The following is a 22,849-nucleotide window of genomic DNA, read 5'->3' as shown; positions in this document are numbered from 1 at the left end:
CAGAAAGGAAAATTTTGCCGGTGTGCCACACCGGCTTTATCGTTATCAGGCGCGGGCTTTTCGTCCGTAAACCAGCCAGGTCACTGCGATACAGCAGAGGTAAAAGACCAGGAAGATTTTCATCGCGCCAGCGGGTGAACCGGTCATCGCGAGCGACAGGCCAAAGGTCTGCGGAATAAAGAAGCCGCCCAGCGCGCCAATGGCGGAGATAAAGCCGAGCGCAGCCGAGGTTTCCGTTCCAGCTTCACGCTGCGCATGCGCATCGTCGTCGCCTTCAGCTTTGATACGTTCCAGCGTCAGCTTGCGGAAGAGCACCGCAATCATCTGGTAGGTAGAGCCGCTGCCCAGACCGGAGGTCAGGAACAGGCCCATAAATACGGCGAAGAAGGCGATAAATGAGCCGTCATGTCCGTCACCCGGCAGGGTGAGGAACAGCAGCGCGGTAAACAGCGCCATCAGGATGTAGTTGACCAGCGTGACGCGGGTGCCGCCGAGACGGTCAGAGATGATGCCACCTGCTGAACGGGCCAGCGCGCCAATCAGCGGGCCGAAAAAGGCGTAATGCATGATCACAACATCAGGGAATTGCGTCTTCGCCAGCATGGCAAAACCGGCCGAGAACCCAATAAATGAACCGAAGGTCGCCAGATAGAGCAATGCCATAACCCACAGGTGTGGGCGTTTCAGCACCGGCAACTGTTCACGCAGCGAGGATTTCGCCGCTGCCAGGTCGTTCATGCCGAACCAGGCCGCCAGCGTGCCGAGTGCCAGAAACGGCACCCATATCCAGGCCGCATTTTCCAGCCAGATGCTGTCGCCGGTGACGGTGGTATGGCCTGTATCCGCAAAACCAAAAATGGCGCAGGAGATGGCCAGCGGTGCAACAAACTGCATCACGCTGACGCCAAGATTACCCAGACCGCCGTTGATGCCCAGCGCGCCGCCCTGACGGGCTTTGGGGAAGAAGAAGCTGATGTTGCCCATGCTTGAAGCGAAGTTAGCACCGCCAAAACCGCACAGCAGAGCAATCACCATAAAAGTGGTGAATGAAGTCTGGCTGTCCTGTACAGCAAAACCAAGCCACAGACAGGGAATGATCAGGATGCCAGTGCTGAAGGCTGTCCAGCGGCGTCCGCCAAAGATGGGAATAACAAAAGAGTAAGGAACACGCAGCAAGGCGCCAGAAACCGACGGCAGTGCGGTCAGTAAAAAGAGCTGTTCGGTGCTGAAGTTAAAGCCCACTTTATTGAGGTTAACCGCGACGGTGCTGAACAACATCCAGACACAGAAACCCTGCAACAGGCAGAAAACAGAAATCCACAGGTTACGGCTGGCGATACGCTTACCGCGCGCCTGCCAGAACGCCTCGTTTTCCGGCTGCCAGTCCTGAATTAATGCGCCGCGCATCGGAGTTTGCAAATTAGCGGATTGGGTCATAAATTTCTCATCAGCAGAATAATAATTGTGCATATCCTGCGTATCCGGCCTGGCGGCTTGCTTGATACAAATCAACGGCAAGGCAGGTTACAAAGGCGCGGCAATCCCTGACCATCCCGGTTAAGTAGTTAGCTGGCTGCTTATAACCCTTATAAATCATACGGTTTAATGGCAGCCGCAAGCGCCGTCAGCAAAGGGATGTCTGAATGGAAATAAAGGAGTAGTCCATAAGGGGTATATAGCGACCGGACTTCCCCGTTAAGATAGGCATTGTCGCCCGCCGGGGCTGACGCAGATGACGGGAACAGGAGCCATAGTGACGGACGGGAAATTTACGCTTTTACTGATCGATGACCATCCCATGCTGCGTAGTGGACTTAAGCAGCTGATTGCGCTGGATGAGCGACTGCAGGTCGTTGCCGAAGCAGGTAATGGCATTGATGGCCTGACGCTGGCACAGCTGCACGATCCCGATCTGATCCTGCTTGATCTCAATATGCCAGGCCTGAACGGACTGGATACGCTAACCCAGCTGCGTGAAATCGCCCTCTCTGGCCGGGTGGTGGTATTCAGCGTTTCAGATAATGAAGAGGATGTGATCAGCGCGCTGAAACGCGGTGCTGATGGTTATCTGCTGAAAGATATGGAACCGGAAGACCTGCTGAAAGCGCTGCATCAGGCGGCTGCCGGACAGATCGTGCTGAGCGAAGCGTTGACACCGATTCTGGTTGCCCGATTACGCGAAGCGCAGCCTGGTCAGACGCGCGACATTAATCAGCTGACCCGCCGTGAACGCGAGATCCTGCAACTGATCAGCGACGGCATGACCAACAAAGCCATCGCCCGCAAACTGGACATCAGTGAAAGTACGGTCAAGGTCCACGTCAAATATCTGCTGAAGAAAATGAACCTTAAGTCGCGACTTGAAGCCGCCGTCTGGGCGCTGCAAAACGGGCTGCACTGATCTGCAACACGCCCTGATGCGGCGTGTTGCCGCCCTGCCCGCCGAAAGCTGTCGCAGAAACCGCGAGCTGTCTCGCAGCCCCACATCAGAATCAGGAAACCAGGTACTTTTCTGTCGCCAGCGGCCGCCACATTTGTCAGGATGCCAGCCAGGTTATACCCGGTCAGGAGCGGGGTGATTATCAGGCTGGCATATGCACTGCCCTATTCGTTATCATCTGATCATCCAGCGCGCCTGGAATCCTTTCGGTTTCATGGGCGTTGATCGCCAGAAATTTACCGCATTAAAGATGAGCTAAAACCTTATGCAAGAGCCAACCGAAAAGGACTTTCCTTCTCACACACCCATGATGCAGCAGTACCTGCGCCTCAAGGCAGAGCATCCTGACATTCTGCTGTTTTACCGTATGGGTGACTTCTACGAGCTGTTTTATGACGACGCAAAGCGCGCCTCTCAGCTGCTGGAGATTTCACTCACCAAACGCGGTGCGTCAGCGGGTGAACCGATCCCGATGGCTGGCGTGCCCTATCATGCGGTTGAAGGTTATCTGGCAAAACTGGTGCAGTTGGGCGAGTCCGTGGCCATCTGTGAGCAGATAGGCGATCCGGCACTAAGCAAAGGCCCGGTTGAGCGCAAAGTGGTGCGAATCGTCACGCCAGGCACCATCAGTGATGAGGCGCTGCTGCAGGAGCGGCACGACAACCTGCTGGCTGCAATCGTGCAAAGTCCGCGCGGTTTTGGCTACGCCACGCTGGATATCAGTTCAGGCCGTTTCCGCTTAAGTGAACCAGCTGATGCAGAAACCATGGCGGCAGAGCTGCAACGCACCAATCCCGCTGAACTGCTCTACCCCGAAGATTTTCAGGCGATGTCGCTGATTGATCAGCGACGTGGCCTGCGCCGCCGTCCGCTGTGGGAGTTTGAAATCGACACCGCGCGTCAGCAGCTGAACCTGCAATTTGGCACCCGCGATCTCAATGGCTTCGGCGTGGAGAATGCGCACCTCGGACTGAGTGCGGCGGGCTGCCTGCTGCAATATGTCAAAGATACCCAGCGCACTACGCTGCCCCATATCCGCTCGCTGAGCATGGAGCGGCAGCAGGACAGCATCATCATGGATGCCGCCACCCGCCGTAATCTGGAGATCACCCAGAACCTGGCCGGCGGCACCGACAACACCTTAGCGGCCGTGCTGGATAAAACCGTCACACCGATGGGCAGCCGGATGCTGAAGCGCTGGCTGCATATGCCGCTGCGCGATGCGCGCATCATCAACCAGCGTCAGGAGTCGATTGCTGAGCTGCAAAATCTCAGCGACGTATTGCAGCCAGTGCTGCGTCAGGTCGGCGATCTTGAGCGAATCCTGGCCCGCCTGGCGCTGCGTACAGCCCGTCCGCGCGATCTGGCCCGCATGCGTCATGCGTTTCAGCAACTGCCAGAACTGAACCAGCTGCTGGCCGATGTTGAAGCACCGCAGCTGCAGAAACTGCGCGTGCAGATGGGCGAGTTCACCGCGTTACGTGAGCTGCTGGAGCAGGCGGTGATTGAGTCACCGCCTGTGCTGATCCGTGACGGCGGAGTAATTGCGCCCGGTTATAACGCAGAGCTGGATGAGTGGCGCGCGCTGGCCGATGGCGCAACCGACTATCTCGACCGGCTTGAAATTCGCGAACGCGAAAAGCTGGGACTGGATACCCTTAAAGTCGGCTTTAACGGTGTGCATGGCTACTACATCCAGGTCAGCCGAGGACAGAGTCATCAGGTTCCGATGCACTATGTCCGTCGTCAGACGCTGAAAAACGCTGAACGCTACATCATTCCGGAACTGAAAGAGTACGAAGACAAGGTCCTCACCTCGAAGGGCAAAGCGCTGTCGCTGGAGAAAAGCCTGTATGAGGCACTGTTCGACCAGTTGCTGCCGCACCTTGAAGCACTGCAGCTGAGTGCTGCCGCGCTGGCAGAGCTGGATGTGTTGAGCAACCTGGCGGAACGGGCCTGGTCACTGAACTATTGCCGTCCGGTCTTGCAGGAAAAAGCCGGGATTAAAATCAGCGGGGGTCGCCATCCGGTGGTGGAACAGGTTCTGAAAGAGCCGTTTATTGCCAACCCGCTGTCGCTGGCACCCCAGCGCAGGATGTTAATCATTACCGGCCCAAACATGGGCGGTAAGAGTACCTATATGCGGCAGGCAGCACTGATTGCGCTGATGGCATGGATCGGCAGTTTTGTTCCCGCTGATGAGACGCTGATTGGTCCGCTGGATCGCATCTTTACCCGTGTTGGTGCCGCAGACGATCTCGCCTCCGGGCGCTCGACCTTTATGGTTGAAATGACCGAAACCGCCAACATCCTGCACAACGCCACCGAAAACAGCCTGGTGCTGATGGATGAGATTGGACGCGGAACCTCCACCTACGACGGTTTATCGCTGGCCTGGGCCTGCGCCGAAAACCTGGCGAATCGCATCAAGGCAATGACGCTGTTTGCTACCCATTACTTTGAGCTGACCACCCTGCCGGAAAAAATGGAAGGCGTGGTCAACGTCCATCTGGATGCGGTTGAGCACGGTGACACTATCGCCTTTATGCACAGCGTGCAGGAAGGAGCCGCGAGTAAGAGTTACGGTCTGGCGGTAGCAGCGCTGGCGGGCGTGCCTAAAGAGGTGATTAAGCGGGCGCGCAATAAGCTCAAAGAACTTGAGAACGTTTCAAACCATTCGGCTTCATCGACGGTCGATGGTTCTCAGTTGCCGCTGCTGGTTGAAGAGACCTCGCCTGCCGTGGAGGCGCTTGAGGCGCTGGATCCGGATACGCTGACACCGCGCCAGGCGCTCGACTGGATTTATCGTCTTAAATCGCTGGTCTGACAGTGTGGCGCACCGCGTTATTGCGCGGTGCGCCGTTAATCAACAGCAAAAATTTTCTGCAGACATAAAAAAAGCGATGGTTTTCACCATCGCTTTTTGCATTCTTACTCAGACCATCTTAAATACGATTATTCACGAAACAGTGCTTCAATGCTGAGGCCCTGCGCCTGCAGGATTTCGCGCAGACGGCGCAAACCTTCAACCTGAATCTGGCGTACACGCTCGCGGGTTAAGCCGATTTCACGACCTACATCCTCAAGTGTTGCCGCTTCATAGCCCAACAGGCCGAAACGACGCGCCAGCACTTCACGCTGCTTGGCGTTCAGTTCGAACAGCCATTTGACGATGCTTTGTTTCATATCATCGTCCTGCGTGGTGTCTTCCGGGCCGTTGTCTTTTTCATCGGCCAGAATGTCCAGCAGCGCTTTTTCAGAATCACCGCCTAATGGCGTATCAACCGAGGTAATGCGTTCGTTAAGACGTAACATGCGGCTTACGTCATCAACCGGCTTATCCAGCTGTTCGGCGATCTCTTCCGCACTTGGCTCATGGTCGAGCTTGTGGGAAAGTTCACGCGCTGTACGCAGATAAACATTCAGTTCTTTTACAATGTGAATCGGCAGACGGATGGTACGGGTTTGATTCATGATCGCCCGTTCAATTGTCTGACGAATCCACCAGGTGGCGTACGTTGAGAAACGGAACCCGCGCTCCGGGTCAAATTTCTCTACGGCGCGAATCAGGCCGAGGTTACCTTCTTCAATCAGGTCCAGCAGAGCTAAACCACGATTGCTGTAACGACGGGCGATTTTCACCACCAAACGTAAGTTACTTTCGATCATACGGCGACGGGAAGGGATATCACCCCGCAATGCACGGCGAGCGAAGAAAACTTCTTCCTCTGCCGTTAACAACGGAGAATAGCCAATCTCCCCGAGATAGAGCTGCGTCGCATCTAATACACGCTGCGTCGCACCCTGTGAAAGCAACTCTTCTTCCGCTACGTCGCTATCACTGGCTTCGTTTTCAACGAGTGCCTTCTCGTCAAAAATTTCAGCTCCGTTCTCATCGAATTCCGCGTTCTCATGTAACTCGTTTACTTTCAGCGTATTCTGGCTCATAAGCGGCTCCTACCCGTGATTCCAGGGCAGAACATACATCTGTTTTGTTCTGCCGGATTATCGCTGCGGCAAATAACGCAACGGGTTTACGGATTTCCCCTTGTAACGAATTTCAAAGTGTAATCTGACTGAACTGGTTCCGGTGCTACCCATGGTAGCGATTTTTTGCCCCGCCTTAACTTCCTGTTGTTCCCGAACCAGCATTGTATCGTTGTGGGCGTAGGCGCTCAGGTAATCATCATTGTGTTTGATGATGATTAAATTACCGTAACCCCGGAGTGCGTTACCTGCGTAAACCACTCGTCCTGAAGCAGTGGCGACAACAGATTGTCCGCGCGTCCCGGCGATATCGATACCTTTATTGCCACCTTCGGCGGCAGAGAAGTTATCGATAATCTTCCCGTCAGTCGGCCAGCGCCAGCTTCCGACCGGCGTTGAACTGTTAGTTGTACTGCTAACCGTTGGGGGTGCGGTAACTACTGGAGCTGTTGTCGTTGCAACATTTGCTCCTTTCGAAGGCAACAATTTGCTGCCACCCGAATTACCCGAATCATCAGAATACGTAATAACAGGTTGCTGTGCAACAACAGGCGATTTGATTTGTGGTGCCACAGGGACCCCGCCCTGTGTTGCATCAGCAACGGTAATGGGATTGCCACCGGTAATCGGCTGACCCGACCCATTTCCAATCTGTAAAGTCTGGCCGACATTCAGGCTATAAGGCGCGGGAACGTTGTTGCGCTGGGCTAAGTCACGGAAATCATTGCCGGTAATCCAGGCAATATAAAACAACGTGTCGCCACGCTTAACGGTATATGTTTCACCGGAATAGCTACCCTTAGGAATATTCTGGTAACTGCGGTTGTACACTATCCGGCCATTCTGCGTCTCAACATTACTGCTGGTACTAATCATTCCACCATTGCTGGGGGTAGATGATGAATTTCTGCTTAACATTTGTCCCTGAGACGGCGCGGCTGGAATGCCACCAGAAACCTGGCCTCCTCCCGCCTGACTGTTCATCATGCCGCCCTCATCGCCAACGCGACTGATAGGTGCCTGAGAATTGTCGCTGGAGCTGCAGCCTGCCAGCCAAAAACCTACCAGTGAAAGCGCCGCCAGACGGCGTAACTGAAAAAGTGTGCTTCCCGTGCTCATTAATCCCCCGTGATGGCAACTCTGATCTATCTGCTTCACTGTACCTGTCAGCAGAATGCTCTGCGTGGCGCGATAATTTCTGCATTTTTGTTGAATAAACTGGATAGTAACAACATCAGGTACGTGGTGCCATGAAACAGTTGTGAAGAAATACGAAGAGCATCAGGCCAGATCGCCCTGCACCAGCGGAACAAAACGCACCGGCTCAATGATCTCCTCGATGACCTCTTCGCCCTGACGACGCAGCCGCTTGAGTACCTGCTGCTCTTCGCCAACCGGCAGCACCATAATGCCGCCTTCTGCCAGTTGTGCTATCAGCGCAATCGGAATTTCCGGAGGTGCGGCAGTGACAATAATGGCGTCGAACGGCCCCCGTGAAGGCCAGCCCTCCCAGCCATCGCCATGGCGGGTAGAGACATTGTGCAGATCCAGCTGCTTCAGGCGGCGTTTAGCCTGCCATTGCAGGCCTTTGATGCGTTCCACTGAATAAACATGGTCCACCAGATGGGCAAGAATCGCCGTCTGGTAACCAGAACCTGTGCCAATCTCCAGCACACGCGAATGCGGATTAAGCCCGAGCAGCGCGGTCATCCGCGCGACCATGTAAGGCTGTGATATCGTCTGACCGGAGCCGATAGGTAAGGCAACATTGTCCCAGGCTTTATGCTCAAACGCCTCGTCGATAAAGCGTTCGCGCGGCACCTCGCTAATGGCTTTCAGCAGGTTTTCATCATCAATGCCCTGCTGACGCAGTTGTGACAGCAATGTCTCAATACGCCGATTCACCATGCCAGGTTCACCTCAGCTTTTGCCAGCCAGTCGCTGAGCACGTTCTGCGCGCTGTGCGCCGTTAAATCAACATGCAGCGCGGTGACAGAAACGTAGCCCTGATCAACGGCAGCGAAATCTGTATCCGGGCCTGCATCGAGTTTTTCGCCCGGTGGACCTATCCAGTAGAGGGTATTGCCGCGTGGATCCTGTTGCGCGATCACCTGATCAGCCGGATGGCGGCTGCCACAGCGCGTCACGCGGATACCTTTCAGCTCGGAGAGTGGCAGATCGGGGACATTGATATTGAGAATGCGGCCAGTGCGCAGGGGTTCATGCGTTAGCGCCCGGAGAAGCGCACAGGTCACTGCAGCTGCGGTCGCATAGTGCTGATGGCCATTGAGCGACACAGCGATTGCAGGCAGGCCAAGATGCCGCCCTTCCATCGCTGCTGCCACCGTACCGGAATAGATCACATCATCGCCCAGATTGGGACCGGCATTAATGCCTGACACCACAATGTCAGGGCGTGGCTGCATCAGCGCATTCACCCCCAGATAGACGCAATCGGTCGGCGTTCCCATCTGAACCGCGATATCGCCGTTTTCATGGGTAAAGGTACGCAGAGGTGTTTCCAGCGTTAATGAGTTAGAGGCACCGCTTCGGTTACGATCGGGGGCAACAACCTGCACGTCAGCAATCTGCCGCAGGGCTTTCGCCAGAGTCTGAATACCCGGTGCATGAATGCCGTCATCGTTGCTGAGCAATATCCGCATTTCGTTCTGACCTTTTTTTATTCGACTGGTCGCCGTGACTGAACCTGTTTTAACGGCATGGCAACAGGTGAGGAATGGACAGCGATTTTTGCATTCTAACGAGGCGCGCAAGGAAGTGGTAGGCGTAAATCACACAGCGGTGGGGGTTTGCCGCAACATTACCCACACTGCGGGTAATGTTGCAGCGAAGATTACTCATCAATCTGATCGAGCGAGTCTGCGGAGGTCAGCAGCTCCCGGACCACGCTGGTCGCAAAGCTCCCCGCGGGCAGCCAGAATGTCAGTTCCAGCGTGACGTCATCCCACCAGCGCCACTGCATATCCCGTGGCACCACCAGCATGGCGCGGCGGGCTGCATCGACCTTCTCACGTTCAATGAGGCTCAGCAGCGGCGTATCATTAGCCAGCGTCTGCTGTTCAAACGCCAGCGCATCAGCCTGCGTGCCAGCGTCCCCGCGTCCCGGCAGCGGCGCGGTAATCCGCAGCTCATGGTGATCAACCCGCCGTTGTGAGTCGGCCAGTTCTTCAGGCTGTGCCACAAACCAGCTGCCTCGACCGGTCAGCTGCAATGCATCGCCGTTGAGCACCTGAGTCAGACTGCCCTGCTGCTGCAGACGTGCACTGGTCACCTGATTAAACAGCGCACTGCGCGCGGCAGAGAGCATCAGGCTGCGCTTGTTGCGGTCACGGACAATGATCTCATTGCGCGCCCACTTTTCTGCCATCACCAGGTTATTGCCGCCGCGACCAAAACGCTGCTCACCAAAATAGTTGGGCGCGCCCGCATCGCGGATCTGCGCCAGACGCGCTTCAACCGCATCACGATCGCTGATCTGACGGATGACCAGCCGGAACGCATTTCCGGCCAGTGCGCCGATGCGCAGCTTACGCTTGTGGCGCACCGCCTGCAGAATCTCAACCCCTTCCAGCGTAAAACCGCGCAGGTCGGGCATCGCATTGCCCGGCAGGCGAAAACAGAGGGTCTGTTCCGTCACCGCATGGCGATCTTTCATTCCGGCATAACTCATGTCGCGCGGATGAATACCCAGGTACTTAGCCAGCGCTTCTGCCACAAAACGGGTATTCGCACCTGTTTTACGGATCCGCACCAGCAGATGCTCACCTTCACCATCCGCGCCATAGCCGAGATCTTCAACCACCACGAAATCTTCGGGACTGGCTTTGATCACGCCAGAGGCCACAGGAGTGCCGTGCAGGTAATTCAGACTCATTGGCTGTCAGCTTTCAGGACTAACGCGACCGCTTCACAGGCAATGCCTTCACCGCGCCCGGTAAAGCCGAGTTTCTCGGTGGTGGTCGCTTTGACGTTGACCGCATCCATATGGCAGCCCAGATCTTCTGCGATGTTGATGCGCATCTGTGGCACATGCGGCAGCATTTTCGGTGCCTGAGCAATAATTGTGACGTCGACATTACCGATGCGATAGCCTTTGGCTTCAATACGACGCCAGGCCTCACGCAGCAGGCCGCGGCTGTCCGCCCCTTTAAAGGCCGGATCGGTGTCGGGGAATAACTTGCCGATATCGCCCATCGCCACAGCGCCCAGCAGCGCATCAGTCAGCGCATGCAGCGCCACATCGCCATCCGAATGGGCGATAAAACCGTGTTCAAATGGGATCCGCACACCGCCAATCACTAACGGACCCTCTCCGCCAAAGGCGTGAACGTCAAAACCGTGACCGATACGCATCATGCGCTCTCCTTTAATTGAATCTGACTCAGATAAAAAGCCGCCAGCGCCAGATCTTCTGGCCGGGTGACTTTGATGTTATCACTGCGTCCGCTGACCAGCAGCGGATGATAGCCGCAATACTCCAGCGCCGATGCTTCATCGGTGATGGTTGCGCCTTCTGTCAGCGCCCGCGTCAGGCAGGCAGTGAGCAGCGCATGCGGGAAAAATTGCGGTGTTAAGGCGTGCCAGAGATCGTCGCGTTCCACGGTATGGGCCACTGCGGCTTTGCCCGGCTCGCCCCGTTTCATAGTGTCGCGCACTGGCGCAGCCAGAATTCCGCCCACGTGGCTCTGTTCACGCACGTTAAGCAGTTTCTGAAGATCGTCGGGATGCAGACAGGGACGCGCAGCATCATGGACCAGCACCCAGGCGGAACCCTGTGCGGCCTGTAATCCGGCCAGCACCGATTCAGCGCGGGTCTCGCCGCCAGTGACCCTGAGCACACGCGGATCGCGTGCCAGCGGCAGTGAAGCAAAATGCTGGTCATCGGGACTGAGGGCGACAATCACCTGTCTGATGGCGGGGTGGGAAAACAGACGTGCAATGCTGTGTTCCAGAAGGGTGTGCTGACCAATCGTCAGATACTGCTTCGGACAGGTTGCCTGCATGCGGCTGCCGATCCCGGCAGCGGGCACCACGGCAATCACATCCGCAAGGGAGGCCAGAGTGTTCATGTTTTATCGTTGTAGGTTTTGCGCTGATTGTTGCGCGTTACGTTTGTTCTGGTCAGGCACCAGACGATAGAAGGTCTCACCGGGCTTAATCATGCCCAGTTCATTGCGTGCACGCTCCTCGATCGCTTCCGAGCCGCCATTGAGATCGTCAATTTCGGCAAACAGCTGATCGTTTCGCGATTTAAGTTTGGCATTGTTTGCCTGTTGTACCGCGACATCATCATTGACGCGCGTATAGTCATGGATGCCATTTTTCCCCAGCCACAATGAATATTGCAGCCAGCCAAGCAGCACCAATAACAGTAACGTCAGTTTTCCCATCCCGCCCCCTAAAAACGGCCCAATCATCCCATAACTTTGCACAGGACTCCACACCAGCAGCGAAAATGGCGCGCTTTGCTGCGCCTCTGCGCAATCAGTACCGATTCTGACGGGAAAAGTTTTGTAACCTGCCGATGCGTTTGCACATCAGCACGGACGCCGTTAAGGCTTACCAGCCGGAGAGAAAGGAGAACATTAACCAGAAGAGAGTCACCACCATAATGACTGTGGCGAGGGCAGCCCAAATCCAGTGTCCGCTCAGCAGCGTATTCAGTGCGATGCCCGTGACCACGGCAACCGGCAGCAGCGCCAGAAAGAATGGCCAGGTATAGAGAAAGAAGAACAGCGTGTTAGAGCCGAACAGCAGGAAAGGAAGCGCCAGCGCACACCAGTAAGCGAGTAAGCCGATAACACCGCCCGGCAGCAATGAGCGTGGCTCATCCTGGGAGGAGTCATCTTTACGAGCGAGCATGGGTGTGACGTTCTGCATAGGCATCCTGTTGTTGCGAGGGCGGCAAACCCGAAGCGATTTGCCGCTGTCTCTTCAGGATCTGATGATATCGCGGTCGCGCAGCACGTCTAACAATTGGGCGGCCAGTTTTGTAACCAATTGTTCGCCATCCAGCTGGATTTCCGGGCTGTCGGGCGCTTCATAGACGCTGTCGATACCGGTGAAATTACGCAGTTCACCGGCACGTGCTTTGCGGTATAACCCTTTTGGATCGCGTGCTTCACACACCGCCAGCGGCGTATCGACAAACACTTCGATAAACTGACCCGGCTCCAGCAGGTCGCGCACCATCTGGCGCTCGGCGCGATGCGGTGAAATAAAGGCAGTAAGCACCACGAGCCCGGCATCCACCATCAGTTTCGCCACCTCGCCGACCCGACGGATATTCTCCTTGCGGTCATCGTCGCTGAAGCCGAGGTCACGACAGAGACCGTGACGCACATTGTCACCATCCAGCAGATAGGTGCTGACGCCAATACGGTGCAGCGCCTGCTCCAGCGCGCCTGCGACCGTGGATTTCCCCGAGCCCGAAAGCCCGGTGAACCACAGCACCACGCCCTGATGGCCATGCTGCTGTTCGCGTGAAGCACGAGTTACCGGATGGTCATGCCACACCACGTTATCATCGTGCTGAGCCATTATTGACCGCCCAGCAGGTCGCGCGCGTTCCAGTGTGGGAAGTGACGGCGCACCAGTGCATTCAGTTCCAGCTCAAACGCGCTGAACTCGCCGGTATTAACCGGAGCGTCATGGTTTGGCTGATGGATCATGCCGGCACCCACGGTCACGTTGGTCAGTCGATCGATAAAGATCATGCCGCCGGTCACCGGATTCTGCTGATAGCTGTCGAGCACCATCGGTTCGTCAAAGGTTAATTCAATGCGACCAATACCGTTTAGCGGCAGCGCATCGACCTGACGTGTCTCCAGCGAGTTAATCTCCACCTGATGCAGGACTTTCTCTACCCGTCCACGGGTTTTCTTACCGGCGATTTTCAGATCATAGCTATGACCGGCCTGCAGAGGCTGTTCTGCCATCCAGACCACGTCAACGCTGGCAGACTGAACCGCAGCCAGCGTTTCGCTGGCATCAACCAGCAGATCGCCACGACTGATATCAATCTCATCCTGCAGCACCAGGGTGATCGCTTCACCTGCGCCCGCTTCCTGCAGATCGCCATCAAAGGTCACTATGCGGGCAATAGTCGACTCTACGCCAGACGGCAGCACTTTAACGCGCTGGCCCACCTGCACGCTGCCTGACGCCAGGGTACCGGCATAGCCACGGAAATCCAGGTTAGGACGGTTAACATACTGCACCGGGAAACGCATCGGCTGGTGATCCACCACGCGGTTCAGTTCCACTGTTTCCAGGACATCCAGCAGCGTCGGGCCGCTGTACCATGGCATGGTCTGACTGGCGGATGCTACGTTATCCCCTTCCAGCGCCGACATCGGCACAAAGCGGATATCGAGGTCATCCGGTAACTGGCCTGCAAAGTCCAGGTAATCCTGTTTGATCTGCTCGTAGCGCGCCTGATCGTACTCAACCAGATCCATCTTATTAATCGCCACTACCAGATGTTTGATCCCCAGCAGCGTCGAAATAAAGCTGTGACGGCGGGTCTGATCCAGCACGCCTTTACGGGCATCGATCAGCAGAATCGCCAGGTCACAGGTTGATGCACCGGTCGCCATATTGCGGGTGTACTGCTCATGGCCCGGCGTATCGGCGATGATAAATTTACGCTTTTCAGTCGAGAAATAGCGGTAGGCCACATCAATGGTAATGCCCTGCTCACGCTCAGCCTGCAGACCATCCACCAGCAGCGCCAGATCGAGTTTCTCGCCCTGGGTGCCATGACGTTTGCTGTCGTTATGCAGCGATGAAAGCTGATCTTCATAGATCTGACGGGTGTCATGTAGCAGACGCCCAATCAGGGTACTTTTTCCGTCGTCAACGCTGCCGCAGGTCAGAAAACGCAGCAGGCTCTTATGCTGTTGCGCTGTCAGCCAGGCTTCAACGCCGCCCTGGTCGGCAATCTGTTGTGCAATTACGGTATTCATCTGGCGTCTCCTTAGAAATAACCCTGACGTTTTTTCAGTTCCATCGAACCGGACTGATCGCGATCAATCATGCGGCCCTGACGCTCGCTGGTGGTAGAAACCAGCATCTCTTCGATGATCTCCGGCAGCGTCCGCGCTTCGGACTCTACCGCGCCGGTCAGCGGCCAGCAGCCGAGCGTACGGAAACGGACCATCCGCTGGGTGATCTCTTCACCCGGCTGCAGGTTGATGCGATCGTCATCGATCATCATCAGCATGCCATCACGCTCCAGCACCGGACGTGGCGCGGCGAGATAGAGCGGCACGATCTCGATGTTTTCCAGGAAGATGTACTGCCAGATATCCAGTTCGGTCCAGTTCGACAGCGGGAAGACGCGGATGCTCTCGCCCTTGTTGATCTGGCCGTTGTAGTTGTGCCACAGCTCAGGACGCTGGTTTTTCGGGTCCCAGCGATGGAAGCGGTCGCGGAAAGAGTAGATACGCTCTTTGGCGCGAGACTTCTCTTCATCACGACGTGCGCCGCCAAAGGCCGCATCAAAACCATATTTATTCAGCGCCTGCTTCAGCCCTTCGGTTTTCATGATGTCAGTGTGTTTGGCACTGCCGTGGACAAACGGGTTAATCCCCATCGCCACGCCTTCCGGGTTGCGGTGAACCAGCAACTCTGCGCCCATCGCTTTCACGGTGCGGTCGCGAAACTCGTACATTTCACGGAATTTCCAGCCGGTATCCACATGCAGCAACGGGAACGGCAGCGTGCCAGGATAAAAGGCTTTACGCGCCAGATGCAGCATTACCGAGGAGTCTTTACCGATGGAGTACATCATCACCGGATTGCTGAACTCGGCCGCGACTTCGCGAATGATGTGGATACTCTCCGCCTCCAGCTGACGCAGATGAGTGAGTCGTTTTTGGTCCATGATTTTCCCTCAAGCCAGATTGACAACGGCGGACTCGCGAGCCCCCTGCTGTGCCGAATGTTTAAACCAGGCGAGTTGCCCGTGCAGATTAACCACCTCTCCGATCACCAGTAGCGCCGGAGTAGGTGCCGAGGCGGCCAGCGCCTCAAGTTGTTCTAAGGTGCCGGTCAGCACCTGTTGATCCTGACGGGTGCCGCGACTGATCACCGCCACCGGCGTTGATGGCGCGCGACCATGCTGAATCAGCGCCGCGCTAATGGCAGCTGCTTTAACCGTTCCCATGTAGATCGCCAGCGTCTGACGCGCACGCGCCAGTGATGGCCAGTCAATGTCATCCCCATCGGGACGGCAGTGACCCGTAATAAACATTACGCTCTGCGCATAATCGCGGTGGGTCAGCGGAATCCCGGCATAGGCCGTCGCACCGGCAGCCGCGGTGACGCCCGGCACCACCTGGAACGGAATGCCCGCCTGCTGAGCCGCCTGCAGCTCTTCGCCGCCACGGCCAAAGATAAAGGGATCGCCGCCCTTGAGGCGGACGACGCGCTTACCTTTCAGCGCCAGTGAAACCAGCAACTGATTAATCTCTTCCTGCGGTAACGTATGCGCGCTGGCTCGTTTGCCGACGCAGATGCGGTCGGCGTCGCGTCGCACCAGATCCAGCACCTCTTCACTGACCAGATGGTCGTAAAGCACCACATCCGCTAACTGCATCACCTGCAGGCCACGTAGCGTCAGCAGGCCGCTGTCGCCCGGTCCGGCACCCACCAGGAAAATCTCGCCCTGACGGGTTGGCTCTTCCTGCAGCTCACGGTCCAGCGTACGTTTCGCCTCTTCGACGTTACCGGCTGACATCTCACTGGCGAACCGGCCATCGAAAGCGCGTTCCCAGAAGCGTCGACGGTCAGACATGCGGCTGAAGCGTGCTTTAACTTTATCGCGCCAGAGTCCGGCCACCTCAGCCATCTGGCCGAGACTGGCAGGCAACAGCGTTTCGATTTTTTCGCGCAGCATACGTGCCAGCACCGGTGCGGTGCCGCTGGAGGAGATCGCCACCACCAGAGGTGAGCGGTCAACAATCGAGGGGAAGATAAAGGTGCATTTTGGCTGGTCATCAACCACGTTAACCAGCTTCTGCCGCGCGTTTGCAGCATCAAAGACCTGGGTGTTGAGATGGTTGTCGTCGGTCGCGGCGATCACCAGGAAAACCCCATCCAGCTGGGCCGGGTCAAATTCAGTCGCCAGCCACTCCAGCTCCTGCTTTTCCAGCAGTGCCTGCAGTTCAGGGCAGAGTTCACGCGAGGCGATCAGAACGCGCGCACGCGCACGGCGCAGTAGTTCAATTTTTCGCGCCGCAATATCTCCACCGCCGACAACCAGAACCGGGCGGCCAGAGAGATCGGCAAAAAGAGGCAAATAGTCCACGTTAACCCTGATGTTTTAACTTTGTATTAACGCGACTATACGTCGCCGGGTTTATGCAGTTGAAATTACGAATTGGAATGAGTAGTTACCGAATGGAATAAAGACTTCGCAAAGCACAGAACAATTTGGTCTTAGCGGATGAAATATAATGGCTTTTTCGTGAACAGGTTCACAGATTCGCCTCTGTGCCTGTAACTGTAAAAGCAGATAAGTGCCAGCAATAAACACGCGTTACCCCATTATGTTAAGGCAGCAACTTATTCCGTTAACCAGGTCGCAGAACAAAGAGGGTATAATACGCGCGGCATGACTGACTCAGGTCCGCATGTTGAATGCCTATCGAATAATGAAAAAAGGACGCATTATGTTTTGTTCCCTCCGCCTGAGGGTAGCGACAGTTTTGTTTAGCGCACTCATTTCCCCGCTGGTTTTAGCCACGCCGACAGGTCAGTTTGCCGAACAGCAGGTCCGGCACATCGCCACTTATTTTCCTGGCCGCATGAGCGGCAGTCCGGCTGAATTGATGGCCACGGACTATCTGCAGCAACAATTTACCGCGCTGGGTTATAAAACCGATACCCGCCAGTTCAACACGGGCTACAAATGGCAGGAAGATGACGGCACGCAGCGCTGGCATAAACTGACGGCAACCTCCGTCATTGCTGCGCGAGCAGGCAGCGTGCCACAGGAGATTCTGATCGTGGCGCACCTGGATACCTGGACGCCGCAAAACAGCAACCAGGTCCATCACAATCTGGGCGGCTTACGCCTGCAGGGTGTTGATGACAATGCGTCAGGTCTTGGCGTGATGCTGGAACTGGCGCAGCAACTGAGTCGCAAACCGCTTCACTATGGCATTCGCTTTGTGGCGCTGAGCGCCGGAGAAGCGGATCTGCACGGCCTGGATGATTATGTTGAGCGAATGAGCACCCGTGAGAAGAAGAACACGCTGCTGGTCATCAATCTGAATAGCCTGATAACCGGCGATCATCTCTATTTCAACAGCGGCATGAACACGCCCCGGGCGGTGCGCAAACAGACCAGCGATCGCGCCCTGCTACTGGCACGTCAGCAAGGCATTCCCGCTGCCAGTCATCAGCTGAATCGCAAGGACTTCAATGGCCTGAATGCCTTTGACAAGGCAGGCTTTCCGCTGCTGAATGTTACTGCCAGTAACTGGTCGCTGGGTAACAAAGATGGCGCACTACAGCGTCATCGTAGCCCGCACTTTCCTGATGGCGTGACCCGTCATCAGACTGACCTGGATAATCTGAACTATCTCGACCGCTGGCTGCCGGGCCAGATAGCCCTGCGCACCCGTGACAGTGTCCGCGTGCTGCTGCCGCTGATCAGCGAACTGACCAATCCCAAAGTGTGAGGATCTGACATGTATGTGGTCTTTCTGAATTACATTCGTCCGATAGAAGAGGTTGAGGCGCTGCTGGCAGGCCATATTGAATGGCTTGACCGCTATTTTGAGGCAGGCAGTTTTATTGCCGCAGGACGTAAAGATCCACGCACAGGTGGCATGCTGCTGGTCAGGGAGATGGCGCGTGAAGCGCTGGATGCGATCTTAGCGGAAGATCCGTTTGCGACGGTGGCAGAGTATGAGGTGACGAAAGTGAATGTGACCCGTGCAGCGGAGGCGTTTGCCGGATTAAAAGGCGTTTAACTTTCCGCCTGACCGTCAAGAAGCACTTCTCTCCCTGATTTCAGGGAGAGAAGCTCGGTATTACCCTTCGTGCAGACCACACTCGCGCTTGAGACCGAAGAAGCGTGTCTCTTCTTCTGCCATACCTGGCTCCCACTTGCGGGTGGTGTGGGTATCGCCCACTGAAAGATAGCCTTCATCCCACAGCGGATGGTACTTAAGCTTGTGCTGCTCCAGGTACTGATGAATCTGGCGGTTATCCCAGTCGATAATCGGCAGCAGCTTAAAGACGCCACGCTGTACACCCAGCACCGGCAGATTCGCCCGGCTGCCTGACTGGTCGCGGCGGAGGCCAGCAAACCAGGTCTGCGCGCCCAGGGTTTCGATGGCGCGGTTCATCGGCTCGACTTTGTTAATCTCGTTATATTTCTCAATCCCCTCGACGCCCTGCTCCCACAGTTTGCCGTAACGCGCTTCCTGCCAGGCCGGTGAGGTCTCGGCGCGAAACACTTTGAGGTTGAGATTGAGCTGGTCCGCCAGCTCATCAATAAAACGATAGGTCTCCGGGAACAGATAGCCGGTGTCGGTCAGGATCACCGGAATATCGGGCTGCTGGCGCGTCACCAGGTGCAGCGACACCGCGGCCTGAATACCGAAACTGGAGGAGAGCACATAAGCACCCGGCAGATTCTCCAGCGCCCAGCTGACCCGCTCTTCCGCTGAAGACTTCTCCAGCTGCGCATTGGTCGCGGCCAGCGCCATAGCACGCTGGACTTTGGACATCTCATTCAGTGCTGCGAGGTCGGGCTGACTCATTTTGCTTCCTCCCAAAAATCGCGTGCCGGGTCCAGCACCGGCGCAACAATGCCCGCGCGGATGGTGAAGTCACCAAAGCCTTCTGCGGCCTGGCGCTCGGTGGCCCAGCGTCCCACCAGCTCATCAATCGTGGCGAGAATTTCGCTTTCGTTAATGTTTTCACGGTACATACGGGGAATACGCGTTCCGCTGCGGTTTCCGCCCAGATGCAGGTTGTAGCGGCCTGGCGCTTTACCCACCAGACCCAGCTCAGCCAGCATGGCACGGCCGCAACCGTTCGGACAACCGGTAACGCGTAACACTATGTGCTCATCGCCGACGCCATGCGCGTGCATGATGCCTTCTACTTTGGTCACAAACGCTGGCAGGAAACGTTCGGCTTCTGCCATCGCCAGCGGACAGGTCGGGAACGCGACGCAGGCCATCGAGTTTTCGCGCTGAGGCGTAACCTGATCCATCAGACCATGCTCACGGGCGATCGCTTCGATCTGCGCTTTCTCACTTTCCGGCACGCCTGCCACAATCAGATTCTGGTTGGCGGTCAGACGGAAATCACCCTGATGAATTTTCGCAATTTCAGCGATGCCGCTTTTCAGCGGTCGGCCCGGATAATCGAGCAGACGACCATTTTCAATAAACAGCGTCAGGTGCCATTTGTTGTCGATGCCTTTGATCCAGCCAATACGATCGCCACGGGTGGTGAACTCATACGGACGAATCGGCTCAAACGTCACACCAGCACGTTTTTCAACTTCCGCTTTAAACGTCTCGACGCCAACGCGTTCCAGGGTGTATTTGGTTTTGGCGTTTTTACGATCGGTACGGTTGCCCCAGTCGCGCTGAGTCGTCACAACCGCCTCGGCCACATCAAGGATCTTCTCTACCGGGAAGTATCCAAACTCGCTGGCGGTGCGCGCGTAAGTCGCTTTGTTACCGTGCTCGATCGACAGGCCGCCGCCCACCAGCAGGTTGAAGCCCACCAGCTTGCCATTCTCAGCGACCGCAACAAAGTTCAGATCGTTGGCGTGCAGATCCACATCGTTGTGCGGCGGAATCACGACTGTGGTTTTGAATTTACGCGGCAGATAGGTTTCACCGAGAATCGGCTCTTCATCAGTGGTTGCGACTTTTTCTTTATCCCACCAGATCTCTGCATAGGCACGGGTGCGCGGCAGCAGATGCTCAGAGAGCTTCTTCGCCCACTCATAGGCTTCCTGATGCAGCTCAGACTCTACCGGGTTCGAGGTACAGAGCACGTTACGGTTTACGTCGTTGGCGGTCGCCAGCGCATCCAGTCCCACTTCATGCAGCATCTGATGCGTTGGCTTGACGTTCTTCTTCAGAATGCCGTGAAACTGGAAGGTCTGACGGTTGGTCAGACGGATGCTGCCGTAAATGGTTTTATCGGTAGCAAATTTGTCGATAGCCAGCCACTGGGTCGGCGTAATGATGCCGCCTGGCAGTCGGCAGCGCAGCATCATTGCGTGACGCGGTTCCAGCTTCTGCTCGGCACGTTCGGCGCGAATGTCGCGATCATCCTGCTGGTACATGCCGTGAAAGCGGATCAGCAGGAAGTTGTCGCCGGTGAAACCGCCGGTCAGACCTTCTTCCAGATCTTCTTTGATGGTGCCGCGCAGATAGTTGCTCTGCTTCTTCAGACGCTCAGCGTCTGTTAATTTGCCTTCGACAACCAGCGGTCCAGGGTGTTTATCGCTCATTAGTAAACGTCTCGCTGATAACGGCGCTCAATGCGCAGCTCACTTAAAAATTCGTCGGCCGTTTCACGATCCATTCCGCCGTGTTCGACCACCACATCCAGCAGTGCCTGCTCGACGTCTTTTGCCATACGGTTCGCATCGCCACAGACATAAAGATGCGCGCCCTCTTCAATCCAGCGCCAGACTTCGGCCCCTTTCGCACGGATCTTATCCTGTACGTAAATCTTCTCTGCCTGATCGCGTGACCAGGCGAGGTCGATATTCGTCAGCAGGCCATCCTTCACATATTTCTGCCACTCCACCTGGTAGAGGAAATCGTCGGTGAAGTGCGGATTACCAAAGAATAGCCAGTTTTTACCGCTGGCACCGTCGTTGTCGCGCTGCTGCATAAAGGCGCGGAACGGCGCGATGCCGGTGCCCGGACCAATCATAATCACAGGCGCGTCCGGATTAGCCGGCAGGCGGAAATTGTCGTTGTGTTCGATGAAGACCCGGACCTCGCCCTCTTCTTCGATGCGATCGGCCAGCCAGGTCGAAGCCCCGCCGCCGCGCTGGCGACCTTCAATATCAAAGCGCACCGCACCTACGGTGATGTGTACTTCGGACTCGGTTTCGGCCTGCGAGGAGGCAATAGAGTAGAGTCGCGGCGTCAGCGGTCGCAGCAGGCCGGTCAGCTGTTCTGCGGTGAGTTCAGCCGGGGCCAGACGCACCATATCCACAATCGGATAGTGCTGCGCATACTGCTGCAGCCTGGCTTTATCATCCACCAGTGACAGCAGCTCGGCGTTGCGGGACAGTTGGGCATACTGCGCCACGATCTGCGCAGTATTCACCGTCAGCTCGAAATGTTTCTGCAGCGCCTCCGCCAGCGGCAGGGTTTTGCCCTGAACCTCTACTGACTCATCGCCTTTCAGCCAGACCAGCTCCAGCAGCTCGCTGACCAGCGCCGCGTCATTTTCATACCAGACGCCCAGCGCATCGCCAGGCTGGTAGCGGAGACCCGAGTCGCCCAGATCGATTTCGATATGGCGCACATCTTTGTCTGAGTCACGTCCGGTGATTTTCTGATTTACCGCCAGACTGGCGCTGAGCGGAGACTCTTTGCTGTAGGGACTGGTGGTGACTTCGTTGACGCTGCCTGCCGCTGTCGCCGCAGCCTGCGCCGGGGATTCGGTCGGCACGCGCTTTTTCAGAATTTCCGTCAGCGCACTGCGCCAGGCAGAAGCCTGCTCAGCATACTCAACATCCGCATCGACGCGATCCAGCAGACGCTCGCCACCCAGCTCTGCCAGACGGTTGTCAAAATCTTTGCCCGCCTGACTGAAAAATTCGTACGAGGTGTCGCCCAGGCCAAACACCGCAAAGGCTGCACCGGCCATTTTCGGTGCCTTTTTCGACATCAGGAATTTATGCAGTGCCACCGCCTCTTCCGGCGGCTCACCTTCGCCCTGGGTGGAGGTCACCACGACCAGCATTTTTTCCTGGCCAATCTGTTTGAACTTGTAATCACCGGCGTTCACCAGGTTTACGTTGAGCTTCGCGGCCAGCAGGTCATCACGCAACTGCTCAGCCAGACGACGGGCATTGCCAGTCTGGGAGGCAGAAAGCAGCGTAATGGCGGGCACGTCTACCGGAGCGGGTGTACTGCCCGCGACGGCGCTACCTGGCGTCTGTTCTACCCGACCCCAGAAATAGCCGGACAGCCACGCCAGTTGAGTCGGGGAATAATCTGTCGTCGCCGCCTGTAAGCGGGCGAGTTGTTCCGGTGAGAGCGGAAGCATAGAACCAGGTGCCTGAGTCGTCATCGCGTTAAAAATTCCAGTATCAGAAGTCCGGACCGTAAATGGCGGAAGAGTGCGTAGGTTACCGGTCTGTATATTAACGATTAAATACACCTTCGACAT

General features: G+C 56.3%; 21 protein-coding genes. 4 read left to right on the top strand and 17 right to left on the bottom strand.

What is annotated here, in order from left to right:
- Positions 1-45: 45 nt before the first annotated feature.
- Entirely contained in the window at positions 46-1,437 is a 1,392-nt protein-coding gene (locus KTJ90_RS04235) for a NarK family nitrate/nitrite MFS transporter (protein ID WP_192378124.1), read from the bottom strand.
- Positions 1,438-1,732: 295 nt separating this feature from the next.
- Here KTJ90_RS04235 and narL point away from each other — a divergent pair, with 295 nt between their 5' ends.
- Together narL and mutS are read left to right on the top strand one after the other, a co-directional pair.
- Positions 1,733-2,401: a two-component system response regulator NarL gene (gene narL, locus KTJ90_RS04230; protein ID WP_050540861.1), complete on the top strand. Its 669-nt coding sequence runs from the start codon at positions 1,733-1,735 to the stop codon at positions 2,399-2,401.
- Between the two features lie 304 nt (positions 2,402-2,705).
- The gene (gene mutS / locus KTJ90_RS04225) at positions 2,706-5,267 is read left to right on the top strand and encodes a DNA mismatch repair protein MutS (protein WP_033761582.1); all 2,562 of its coding nucleotides are present in this window, start codon (positions 2,706-2,708) and stop codon (positions 5,265-5,267) included.
- A gap of 128 nt (positions 5,268-5,395) precedes the next feature.
- Here the strand turns inward: mutS and rpoS are convergent, their stop codons facing one another.
- The 13 genes from rpoS to cysG form a co-directional block, all read right to left on the bottom strand.
- A complete protein-coding gene (gene rpoS / locus KTJ90_RS04220; protein ID WP_003849090.1) occupies positions 5,396-6,388 on the bottom strand; it encodes an RNA polymerase sigma factor RpoS in 993 nt (330 codons plus the stop codon).
- A gap of 57 nt (positions 6,389-6,445) precedes the next feature.
- Positions 6,446-7,546 carry a murein hydrolase activator NlpD gene (nlpD, locus tag KTJ90_RS04215; protein WP_033743626.1) on the bottom strand — a complete coding sequence of 367 codons (1,101 nt, stop codon included), beginning with the start codon at positions 7,544-7,546 and terminating at the stop codon, positions 6,446-6,448.
- A gap of 162 nt (positions 7,547-7,708) precedes the next feature.
- A complete protein-coding gene (locus KTJ90_RS04210; protein ID WP_003849097.1) occupies positions 7,709-8,335 on the bottom strand; it encodes a protein-L-isoaspartate(D-aspartate) O-methyltransferase in 627 nt (208 codons plus the stop codon).
- On the bottom strand, positions 8,329-9,090 hold the full coding sequence (gene surE, locus KTJ90_RS04205) for a 5'/3'-nucleotidase SurE (RefSeq protein WP_003849099.1): 762 nt from the start codon (positions 9,088-9,090) through the stop codon (positions 8,329-8,331). Before surE ends, KTJ90_RS04210 begins: the two co-directional genes overlap by 7 nt.
- Before the next feature lie 191 nt (positions 9,091-9,281).
- Positions 9,282-10,322 carry a tRNA pseudouridine(13) synthase TruD gene (gene truD / locus KTJ90_RS04200; RefSeq protein WP_008927106.1) on the bottom strand — a complete coding sequence of 347 codons (1,041 nt, stop codon included), beginning with the start codon at positions 10,320-10,322 and terminating at the stop codon, positions 9,282-9,284.
- On the bottom strand, positions 10,319-10,801 hold the full coding sequence (ispF, locus tag KTJ90_RS04195) for a 2-C-methyl-D-erythritol 2,4-cyclodiphosphate synthase (protein WP_008927107.1): 483 nt from the start codon (positions 10,799-10,801) through the stop codon (positions 10,319-10,321). The genes truD and ispF overlap by 4 nt, the downstream gene beginning before the upstream one ends.
- Positions 10,801-11,517, bottom strand: coding sequence for a 2-C-methyl-D-erythritol 4-phosphate cytidylyltransferase (gene ispD, locus KTJ90_RS04190; RefSeq protein WP_003849105.1), 717 nt, complete (start codon positions 11,515-11,517; stop codon positions 10,801-10,803). Before ispD ends, ispF begins: the two co-directional genes overlap by 1 nt.
- A gap of 3 nt (positions 11,518-11,520) precedes the next feature.
- The gene (gene ftsB, locus KTJ90_RS04185; RefSeq protein ID WP_003849108.1) at positions 11,521-11,838 is read right to left on the bottom strand and encodes a cell division protein FtsB; all 318 of its coding nucleotides are present in this window, start codon (positions 11,836-11,838) and stop codon (positions 11,521-11,523) included.
- A 169-nt stretch (positions 11,839-12,007) separates the two neighbouring features.
- Entirely contained in the window at positions 12,008-12,328 is a 321-nt protein-coding gene (locus KTJ90_RS04180; protein ID WP_140916649.1) for a DUF3561 family protein, read from the bottom strand.
- A 54-nt stretch (positions 12,329-12,382) separates the two neighbouring features.
- Positions 12,383-12,988: an adenylyl-sulfate kinase gene (cysC, locus tag KTJ90_RS04175; protein WP_004571202.1), complete on the bottom strand. Its 606-nt coding sequence runs from the start codon at positions 12,986-12,988 to the stop codon at positions 12,383-12,385.
- Complete coding sequence (cysN, locus tag KTJ90_RS04170) at positions 12,988-14,415, bottom strand: sulfate adenylyltransferase subunit CysN (RefSeq protein WP_140916648.1); 1,428 nt, start codon at positions 14,413-14,415, stop codon at positions 12,988-12,990. Before cysN ends, cysC begins: the two co-directional genes overlap by 1 nt.
- A gap of 11 nt (positions 14,416-14,426) precedes the next feature.
- On the bottom strand, positions 14,427-15,335 hold the full coding sequence (gene cysD, locus KTJ90_RS04165; RefSeq protein ID WP_140916647.1) for a sulfate adenylyltransferase subunit CysD: 909 nt from the start codon (positions 15,333-15,335) through the stop codon (positions 14,427-14,429).
- Between the two features lie 9 nt (positions 15,336-15,344).
- Positions 15,345-16,760 carry a siroheme synthase CysG gene (cysG, locus tag KTJ90_RS04160; protein WP_039660773.1) on the bottom strand — a complete coding sequence of 472 codons (1,416 nt, stop codon included), beginning with the start codon at positions 16,758-16,760 and terminating at the stop codon, positions 15,345-15,347.
- A 364-nt stretch (positions 16,761-17,124) separates the two neighbouring features.
- Here cysG and KTJ90_RS04155 point away from each other — a divergent pair, with 364 nt between their 5' ends.
- Entirely contained in the window at positions 17,125-18,138 is a 1,014-nt protein-coding gene (locus tag KTJ90_RS04155; RefSeq protein ID WP_033761585.1) for an aminopeptidase, read from the top strand.
- A 9-nt stretch (positions 18,139-18,147) separates the two neighbouring features.
- Positions 18,148-18,432, top strand: a complete 285-nt coding sequence (locus KTJ90_RS04150) for a YciI family protein (protein WP_438476697.1) — start codon at positions 18,148-18,150, stop codon at positions 18,430-18,432.
- Positions 18,433-18,492: 60 nt separating this feature from the next.
- On the opposite strand, the gene KTJ90_RS04145 is transcribed toward KTJ90_RS04150, so the two are convergent.
- Genes KTJ90_RS04145 through cysJ form a run of 3 tightly spaced genes read right to left on the bottom strand, consistent with a single transcriptional unit; the run spans position 18,493 to position 22,750 of the window.
- Complete coding sequence (locus tag KTJ90_RS04145) at positions 18,493-19,227, bottom strand: phosphoadenylyl-sulfate reductase (RefSeq protein WP_004571209.1); 735 nt, start codon at positions 19,225-19,227, stop codon at positions 18,493-18,495.
- Entirely contained in the window at positions 19,224-20,945 is a 1,722-nt protein-coding gene (gene cysI / locus KTJ90_RS04140) for an assimilatory sulfite reductase (NADPH) hemoprotein subunit (RefSeq protein ID WP_004571210.1), read from the bottom strand. The genes KTJ90_RS04145 and cysI overlap by 4 nt, the downstream gene beginning before the upstream one ends.
- Positions 20,945-22,750 carry an NADPH-dependent assimilatory sulfite reductase flavoprotein subunit gene (gene cysJ / locus KTJ90_RS04135; RefSeq protein WP_033743630.1) on the bottom strand — a complete coding sequence of 602 codons (1,806 nt, stop codon included), beginning with the start codon at positions 22,748-22,750 and terminating at the stop codon, positions 20,945-20,947. Before cysJ ends, cysI begins: the two co-directional genes overlap by 1 nt.
- Between the last annotated feature and the right edge of the window lie 99 nt (positions 22,751-22,849).

Source organism: Pantoea jilinensis (assembly GCF_019104105.1).
Lineage (GTDB): Bacteria > Pseudomonadota > Gammaproteobacteria > Enterobacterales > Enterobacteriaceae > Pantoea > Pantoea eucalypti.
This window is presented reverse-complemented; position numbering and strand designations above follow the sequence as displayed.

Bases quoted from the DNA above. Each gene is read 5' to 3' on its own strand.
- KTJ90_RS04235 (WP_192378124.1), bottom strand. From the start codon at position 1,437: ATGACCCAATCCGCTAATTTGCAAACTCCGATGCGCGGCGCATTAATT.
- narL (WP_050540861.1), top strand. From the start codon at position 1,733: ATGACGGGAACAGGAGCCATAGTGACGGACGGGAAATTTACGCTTTTA.
- mutS (WP_033761582.1), top strand. From the start codon at position 2,706: ATGCAAGAGCCAACCGAAAAGGACTTTCCTTCTCACACACCCATGATG.
- rpoS (WP_003849090.1), bottom strand. From the start codon at position 6,388: ATGAGCCAGAATACGCTGAAAGTAAACGAGTTACATGAGAACGCGGAA.
- nlpD (WP_033743626.1), bottom strand. From the start codon at position 7,546: ATGAGCACGGGAAGCACACTTTTTCAGTTACGCCGTCTGGCGGCGCTT.
- KTJ90_RS04210 (WP_003849097.1), bottom strand. From the start codon at position 8,335: ATGGTGAATCGGCGTATTGAGACATTGCTGTCACAACTGCGTCAGCAG.
- surE (WP_003849099.1), bottom strand. From the start codon at position 9,090: ATGCGGATATTGCTCAGCAACGATGACGGCATTCATGCACCGGGTATT.
- truD (WP_008927106.1), bottom strand. From the start codon at position 10,322: ATGAGTCTGAATTACCTGCACGGCACTCCTGTGGCCTCTGGCGTGATC.
- ispF (WP_008927107.1), bottom strand. From the start codon at position 10,801: ATGCGTATCGGTCACGGTTTTGACGTTCACGCCTTTGGCGGAGAGGGT.
- ispD (WP_003849105.1), bottom strand. From the start codon at position 11,517: ATGAACACTCTGGCCTCCCTTGCGGATGTGATTGCCGTGGTGCCCGCT.
- ftsB (WP_003849108.1), bottom strand. From the start codon at position 11,838: ATGGGAAAACTGACGTTACTGTTATTGGTGCTGCTTGGCTGGCTGCAA.
- KTJ90_RS04180 (WP_140916649.1), bottom strand. From the start codon at position 12,328: ATGCAGAACGTCACACCCATGCTCGCTCGTAAAGATGACTCCTCCCAG.
- cysC (WP_004571202.1), bottom strand. From the start codon at position 12,988: ATGGCTCAGCACGATGATAACGTGGTGTGGCATGACCATCCGGTAACT.
- cysN (WP_140916648.1), bottom strand. From the start codon at position 14,415: ATGAATACCGTAATTGCACAACAGATTGCCGACCAGGGCGGCGTTGAA.
- cysD (WP_140916647.1), bottom strand. From the start codon at position 15,335: ATGGACCAAAAACGACTCACTCATCTGCGTCAGCTGGAGGCGGAGAGT.
- KTJ90_RS04155 (WP_033761585.1), top strand. From the start codon at position 17,125: ATGTTTTGTTCCCTCCGCCTGAGGGTAGCGACAGTTTTGTTTAGCGCA.
- KTJ90_RS04150 (WP_438476697.1), top strand. From the start codon at position 18,148: ATGTATGTGGTCTTTCTGAATTACATTCGTCCGATAGAAGAGGTTGAG.
- KTJ90_RS04145 (WP_004571209.1), bottom strand. From the start codon at position 19,227: ATGAGTCAGCCCGACCTCGCAGCACTGAATGAGATGTCCAAAGTCCAG.
- cysI (WP_004571210.1), bottom strand. From the start codon at position 20,945: ATGAGCGATAAACACCCTGGACCGCTGGTTGTCGAAGGCAAATTAACA.
- cysJ (WP_033743630.1), bottom strand. From the start codon at position 22,750: ATGACGACTCAGGCACCTGGTTCTATGCTTCCGCTCTCACCGGAACAA.